Source organism: Longimicrobium sp. (assembly GCF_036387355.1).
Lineage (GTDB): Bacteria > Gemmatimonadota > Gemmatimonadetes > Longimicrobiales > Longimicrobiaceae > Longimicrobium.
Window position 1 is genome coordinate 1 of the sequence record NZ_DASVTX010000527.1, and the last position, 5,273, is coordinate 5,273.

The following is a 5,273-nucleotide window of genomic DNA, read 5'->3' on the forward strand; positions in this document are numbered from 1 at the left end:
GTTGCGGCCGACGCAGACGATCTTGGAGGGAGAGGGGGGCACGGAACGGCAGGGAATAGGGAATAGGGAATAGGGAATAGGGAATAGGTGGCCCGGCGGGGGCGACCAGCCATGTACACCGCGCCGCATCGGCCGTTCGCCTCGGCCGGCGGATGCGCGGCGTTTCGCTTCTCGCTCCAATGCATCCGCCGCAGTCCGCGCAGGCGGACTTCGTGCTTTTCCAGCGGCGAATTCATTCGCTCTGGACGGCCGGACGCGCCCGGCTCGCCGCGGACGCGCTGCATTCGGCTGATCCGGCCCCGCCGTTCGCCTCGACCGGCGGACGCGCCGCCTTTCGCTCCCCGCGCCGATGTATCCGCCGCAGTCCGCGAAGGCGGACTTCGTGCTTTTCCAGCGGCGAATTCATTCGCTGTGGACAGGCGGACGCGCCGAATCATGAGCCGGACACCTGAACCCGCCCGCCGGTCCGCCCGTCTCTCGAACCTCTACCCCGCCCGGCGCGCCGGCATCCGCTCCCCGTAGAACGCCAGCATGCGCTCCTTCACCATCTTCCACGGCGCCTTCACCAACGGCGTGGGCGGCAGCGAATCCAGAAAATACCGCCCGTAGCTCTTCTTCGCGATCCGCCCATCCAGAATGAGCACCACCCCGTGGCACTCGCGCGACCGCACCAGCCGCCCGAACCCCTGCTTCATGCGGATGGCGGCGTGCGGCAGCATGTAGTGGATGAACGAGTTGAGCCCCGCCGCCTCCAGCGCCTCGATGCGCGCCGCCGTCACCGGCTCGCTCGGCACCTTGAACGGCAGCTTGGGGATGATGAGCCCGCGAAGCGGATGCCCGGGAACGTCCACGCCCTCCCAGAACGACGTGGTCCCCAGCAGAATCCCCCGCCCCGACGCGGCGAACCGGTCCACCAGCTGCCCGCGCGGCGCCTCGCCGTGCACGAACAGCGGCCAGTCCAGGTCCGCCCGCCGCGCCCGCAGCTCCTGCGCAACGTGGCGCAGCGCGCGGTAGCTGGTGAACAGGACGAACAGCCCGCCGTCGGTGATCTTCGCCAGCTCCAGCGTGGCGCGGATGGTGGCCTCGTCGTGCCGCGGATCGGAATCGCCCGCGGGGAGCGGCAGGTCCGTCGGCACGGCCAGCAGCGTCTGCTTCTGGTAGTCGAACGGGGAGGGAAAGACCGCCTCCTCCACCCGGAAGTCGGTGGCGAACTCCGTCCCGATCCCCAGCCGCTGCCGCAGAAAGCGAAAGTTGCCCTGCGTGGCCAGCGTGGCCGAGGTCAGAACGACCGTCGGCACCTTTTCGAACAGCGTGTCGCGCAGCACCCAGCTCAGGTCCAGCGGCGCCGAGTTCAGCGTCAGGTTCCCCTCGCGCCCGTCGCGCGGCGGCTGGCGCTCCATCCACCGCACCAGCTTCATCTCCGCCTCGCCCGGACGCAGCGCCGCCCGCAGCGCGTCCGTCGCCGCGCCGATGCGGTTGGCCGAACCGCGCAGCTCCACCAGCTGCGGCTCCAGCCCCTGCTTGAGCTGCTCGTCCGCGCCGATGCGCTCGCGCAGATGCTCCATTCCCGCCAGCAGCGACTTCAGGTTCTCCAGCAGCCCCGTCAGCGCGTCGTCCAGCCCCAGCGGCCAGATGGGGTGCGCGGCAAAGTTGTCTTCCAGCCGGATCACCGGCTCGCCCGCGGAGAACACGTCGGACAGAAAGGAGAACACCGTCGCGGCGCGGTCGCGGCTGTCGTCCAGCGCGGGGAGCAGCTTTTCGTCGATCAGGTCCAGCGCCGACTGCGCGATCAGGTCGGACTTCACCGCCGCGATCGCCGCGCGCAGCGAGGGAAAGAGGCCCTTGCCGCGCGTTTCCAGGCGGCGCAGCGTGCGGAACAGCCCGCGCTTGCTCACGGTGCTGCCCAGGTGGCTGGTGGCCGCCTCTTCCAGGTTGTGCGCCTCGTCCAGGATCAGGCGGCGGTACTGCGGCAGAACGGCGGGCGCCGTGTAGTTGCCCTGCGCCCGGCGCACCGCCAGGTCGCTGAACAGCAGGTGATGGTTGGCCACCAGCACGTCGGCCGACGCGGCTTCGCGCCGCGCGCGCTGGTAGAAGCAGTCCTCAAAGTGCGGGCACTTGGCGCGCAGGCACACGTCCGTCTCGGACTGGATCTCGTCCCACACCTCCGACGACGGGCGGAACGGCAGGTCGCTGATGCTGCCGTCCTCCGTGGCCTCCATCCACTCCAGAATGCCCTTGAGTTCCGCCTGCTTTTCCGGCTCCAGCAGCGTTCCCGCGCTGTCCCTGGCCAGCAGCGCGCGGCGGATGGAAACGTAGTTGCTGCGCCCCTTTACCAGCGCAAAGCGGAAGGGCTGGCCCAGGGCGCGCCGCAGCAGCGGCAGGTCTTTCTCTACCAGCTGCTCCTGCAGGTTGATGGTGTTGGTGCTGACGACCGTGCGCTCGCGGTTCTGCAGCGCCCAGCGGATGGCGGGGAGCAGGTAGGCGACCGACTTGCCCGTTCCCGTTCCCGCCTCCGCCACGCCCACCCCGCCTGTGTTGTACAGCCCGCCGATCATCCGCGAAAGCGCGCGCTGCTGGGGGCGGTCCTCAAAGCGGGGATGGCGCGCGGCCAACGGCCCGCCGGGGCCCAGGTCCGCGTCGATGGCGTCCAGGTCCAGCGGGTCGTGCTCGCGCGTTTCCGGCGGCTCGACGACGACGTACATCTCCCGCGCGTCGTTGTCGATGATGGCGAACCCCAGCCCCTGCTCCCACAGCCGCGCCGCCACGCCGAAGTCGGCCTCGGACGGCTCCAGGATGCCGGACGGATGGTTGTGGATGAGCAGCCCGCCCGGTTCCGGCTCCTTGACCAGCGCCAGCACCGCTCCGGCGTTGCCCCGGGCCACCACGCGCGGTTCCAGCACTTCCCCGCCCTCGCCCACGCGCGCGACAAAGCACACCTCGTTGCCGCGGGCGCGAGCGATCTCGCGGCGCAGCAGTTCGGCGGCGGCCGGGTTCAGAAAGTGTTCAACGGCGGAGCGCCGGGTTTCCACGTGGCGGAGCGTCTGCTTCAGAGGGACGGGTGCGGCCCGGGTGTCCGGGCCGCGGGATCAGCCGATGGCGGAGGCGGGGTCGGATTCGGCCAGCGCGTCGCGCAACGCCTCTTCGTCGTCCTGCTCGATCGCGTCGATCTGGATGAAGCCGACGCGCACGGGCTCGGCCGGGTCCTCCGGGCACTGGAAGCGCGCCGCGTAGATGCCCAACTCCGTGGGAGACGGATGGCCGTACTGGATCTCCGCCAGCCAGCTCCGCTCCTGCACGTCCTGAAAGATCGCCCTGTCCTTCGGCATGCGTTCGGTACAATGATAGTGGAGAGTGCGTTCCGCCGGGAGTGGACGCCGAACGCACGGCGCCCGCCGGAAGCTAACACGCTCCCGCCGGGCGCGGTACGCCGTGGACGATCCTGTGACACCCGCACGGAGGCGGAGGCCGACTTTCCCGTGGTGCTCCGGGAGTACCTCGAAGCGATGCTCGCTGGCGGACAGACGCCGCCGGTACCCGCCGTCCAGACTGCGTAGTCCGCTACCGATCAGTCTGCGGCGACCTGTTCCGGGATGTCGGGCTCGTACGGCGCGAGGGCACGAAGCTGCTCCAGAGCCTCGGTAACGGCGCGGTGATTGTCGGCGGGATCGTAGGGGATCGCGACGATGTTCATCTGCGCCAGCATCTGCTCCACTTCCAACGTTCCCGCGCCGGCCATGAGCGCATAGTGCTTGGGCACGTGGTTCTCAAAGATGAGCGTCAGTTCCCGCAACGCGAGATACAGGTCGGGATCGCTCAGACTGTACCCCACGAACAGCACGGTGTGGTTCAGAAAGACGGAAAACAGGAACGCCCGCACGTGCGGGCTTCGCACGATCATGCGGTCGTAGTCGCGGCTGCTCAGAACCAGCGATCCCGAAAAATCGCCGTGCATCTTGAACAGAAAGAACTCCGGACCGAACAGCGCATCCGCCAGGGATGACAGCGCTCCGGGCCCGAACGCCAGGGGCGCATACCCCCGGCCGTGGGTGATCGCCGTTTCCAGCAGGCGGTCGTAGTTGGTGGTGATCATGCCGCGGAACGCCGTCCCTGCCAGCGCCCGGTGCGCGGGCAGAGCGGGTACGGGGTGGCTCAGGCGCTTCCGGAGGATGGCGTTCACCTCAGACCCCAGCTTGAGCCGCGCATACTCCGCCAGCGTGATCCAGTCTCTCCGTTCAATGTACTTCTCCAGCCCTTCCGCCCGCGGGAACGGCGTCTTCATCGCCTCGTCCACCAGTTCGCGGACCAGCGACTCCCACGTTGGATAGCCGGCCGCCACCGACAGGCCGGAGCCGACGAACGCGATGCACTTGCCGCGGCGGACGGAATCGAGGAGCGGTTCGGGAAGCGTGATGGCCATGCGTCGCCCGTAGTCTGAGGTTGTGACCCCAAGGTAACGTGATCTGGACACGTTTTCCAGTGCAGAACGACCGGGCGCGCAAGCCGGTCCGCAACGTGGAAGCAAGGGAGCGGCAAGGGTTTTTCGCGCATTCTCACCGGTGGCGCCAAACGTGCTTGGGGCAACCCCGTCCGCCCAAACCGCACACCACACCACAGCCGCCACCGCATGCACACCGCTCCGTCCGCGACCCCGGCCGACCGCGCCGTTCCGAGCCCCGCGCCGGAGTCAGCGGACGCCATCGCGCGGGAGATCCTGGCCGGGTACGAGGGGTATTTGGCCGCCTTTCTGGACGTGACGCGGCGGGCGAAAGGCCGGTTTCTGCGGCGGGAGTGGGCGGATGGGCAGCGCGACGCGTCGGAGCGGCTGACGCTGTACTCGGAGCACGTCGCTCGGCTCGTGGCGCGCGTGCGGGGCCGGCTGCACGCGCAGGACGGCGCGGCGGAGGCGGAGTACAAGACGCGCTTCGCCGAGCTTGCGGCCGGGCGCCCGGACGCGGACGAGGCGCGGACGTTCTTCAACTCCGCCGTCCGGCGCGCGCTGGGCATTTCGGGGGTGGATCCGCGGGTGGACTTCAACTCCGATCCGCCGCGCCCGCTGCGCGGAGACGGTGCGGCGCTGTACACGTCACTCGCGGCCGAGGGGCTGAACGCGGCCGCGTTCCAGGCGCTGCTGGGCGCATGCGAGGTCGCGGAGGCCTTCGCGGACCTGCCCGGGGACGCGGCCCTGTGCGCGGCGGCCGCGCGCGCGCAGATGGGCGAGGCCGCGGACGAGGTGCGCTGCATCGACGCGCTGCCCTTCCTCTTCTACCGCAACC

The 5,273-nt window shown here is 69.7% G+C and carries 4 protein-coding genes; 1 reads left to right on the forward strand and 3 read right to left on the reverse strand.

Annotated elements, in window-relative coordinates:
- Positions 1 to 485 precede the first annotated feature (485 nt).
- The 3 genes from VF665_RS22825 to VF665_RS22835 form a co-directional block, all read right to left on the reverse strand.
- Positions 486 to 3,029: a helicase C-terminal domain-containing protein gene (locus VF665_RS22825; protein WP_331055787.1), complete on the reverse strand. Its 2,544-nt coding sequence runs from the start codon at positions 3,027 to 3,029 to the stop codon at positions 486 to 488.
- Positions 3,030 to 3,086: 57 nt separating this feature from the next.
- Positions 3,087 to 3,326 (reverse strand): hypothetical protein, encoded by a 240-nt coding sequence (locus VF665_RS22830; protein WP_331055788.1) that lies wholly within the window; start codon positions 3,324 to 3,326, stop codon positions 3,087 to 3,089.
- A 239-nt stretch (positions 3,327 to 3,565) separates the two neighbouring features.
- Positions 3,566 to 4,417, reverse strand: a complete 852-nt coding sequence (locus VF665_RS22835; RefSeq protein ID WP_331055789.1) for an SIR2 family protein — start codon at positions 4,415 to 4,417, stop codon at positions 3,566 to 3,568.
- A gap of 207 nt (positions 4,418 to 4,624) precedes the next feature.
- Here VF665_RS22835 and VF665_RS22840 point away from each other — a divergent pair.
- Positions 4,625 to 5,273: isocitrate dehydrogenase kinase/phosphatase AceK regulatory subunit (locus VF665_RS22840; protein WP_331055790.1), on the forward strand; the 649-nt coding region annotated here is incomplete at its 3' end.